Consider the following 1,363-nt stretch of genomic DNA (forward strand, 5'->3'; position numbering starts at 1 on the left):
ACGATTTAAAGACCCTGAAACCCTCTTTGAGGAACGCAATCAAGCACAACAAGAACGTAACCAAGCACAACAAGAGCGCAACCAAGCACAACAAGAACGCGACCAAGCACAACAGGAACGCGATCGCGCTTTTGCCCGATTACGGGAATTGGGCATTGACCCGACACAGTTGTGACTATAATTAATCTTCCTCGGAGATGCCGTCCTCTTCCACCACCGCTTCGGTGATAGGAGAGGGGGGAATTTCCGTTAAGGCAGATAAATCCGCAGGGGGGGCCACCACGCGATCGAGTTTTAGGGTTAAATAACGAATAACCTCATCACTTAAACCCATGGCCCGTTCCATGGGGGCGACTTGTTTGCCGCTGGCCTGATAATTCATCTGCACATAGACACCTATCAAAAATTTGTTGAAAGAAATCCCAAATTTCTCAACTCAATTGTCCTGTTTTGACTTCTTCCCTTGAGCTAGTTTGCGCTGGCAGAAAGCACCAAATCCCAATAAACCTAAGCCTAAAATTGTGCTAGGTTCAGGAACAGTTTGTGTGGTTTTTGCTTCTACAGATACATTATCTAGCCCAATGTGACAGCAGCCTCCACTAAAAGTTCCCACGATGGAGATAGGAGTGGATGTACTCGTCGCAGTGAAATCGAAGCTGAAGCTACTCCACTGACTACCAGAGCCTGATGGATTGAAAGTGAATGTTTGGTTAGAGGAACCAGCAGTCGCCTCAACTGAGACTGGCCCTATATATACAGGATTAGATTGATACGTTCCCAAAGAGAGAGATAGGGTATATTGCTGACCCACCGTAGTGTTAATAGTTTGAGTCACACCTCCATAGGGAAAAGAATTGTGATAGCCAGTGAAATCGAGCAAGAAAGAGCCAAAGGGAGTAGTAATGTTATCTATATTGACATTTTGACCCCATAACAACTCGGCAGTGGTGGTTTTCCACCCCGGAATCACATTAGAGCCTGGGTTCAAAGACATCCATCCAAATCCATTATTGACGAAAGTCCCGGCAGTATTTTCAAAGCTGCCATTTTGGAGTAGATTAAATGCTTGTGCCGTACCTGCTGCCAGACTGATAAGTATTACCCCCCCCGATGGAGTATTTCATAAGTTTTGCTAATACCATAACTAAATGCCTCTTAAAAAATGTAGTTCTGCCTGATTTATAATGTTTAATTCTGTAGATTTGAAAGTCTTGCCGTTAAATTTATCAAATCTTAACAATACTCTAAGTTACTTATAAAAATAAAGGTATGTTAGCGACAGCTTAACACGCCCTACTTATCGCTCTCTTACTCAAAGGCAAAAGCACTATCTTCTTCATGAATCGGCAAAATTCAGTAAAAT

At 43.2% G+C, this 1,363-nt stretch carries 1 protein-coding gene and 2 pseudogenes; 1 reads left to right on the top strand and 2 read right to left on the bottom strand.

What is annotated here, in order from left to right; all coding sequences use genetic code 11:
- Positions 1 to 175: pseudogene (locus PX636_RS22605) on the top strand (Uma2 family endonuclease); the annotation flags it as partial.
- 6 nt (positions 176 to 181) lie between these two features.
- On the opposite strand, the pseudogene PX636_RS06375 reads toward PX636_RS22605, so the two are convergent.
- Together PX636_RS06375 and PX636_RS06380 are read right to left on the bottom strand one after the other, a co-directional pair.
- Positions 182 to 397 (bottom strand): annotated as a pseudogene (locus PX636_RS06375) (30S ribosomal protein S6); the annotation flags it as partial.
- A 39-nt stretch (positions 398 to 436) separates the two neighbouring features.
- Positions 437 to 1,099: a PEP-CTERM sorting domain-containing protein gene (locus PX636_RS06380; RefSeq protein WP_353853456.1), complete on the bottom strand. Its 663-nt coding sequence runs from the start codon at positions 1,097 to 1,099 to the stop codon at positions 437 to 439.
- Positions 1,100 to 1,363 lie beyond the last annotated feature (264 nt).

It is taken from the genome of Microcystis sp. M53598_WE2 (genome assembly GCF_030067735.1).
In the GTDB taxonomy this organism is placed as follows: domain Bacteria; phylum Cyanobacteriota; class Cyanobacteriia; order Cyanobacteriales; family Microcystaceae; genus Microcystis; species Microcystis aeruginosa.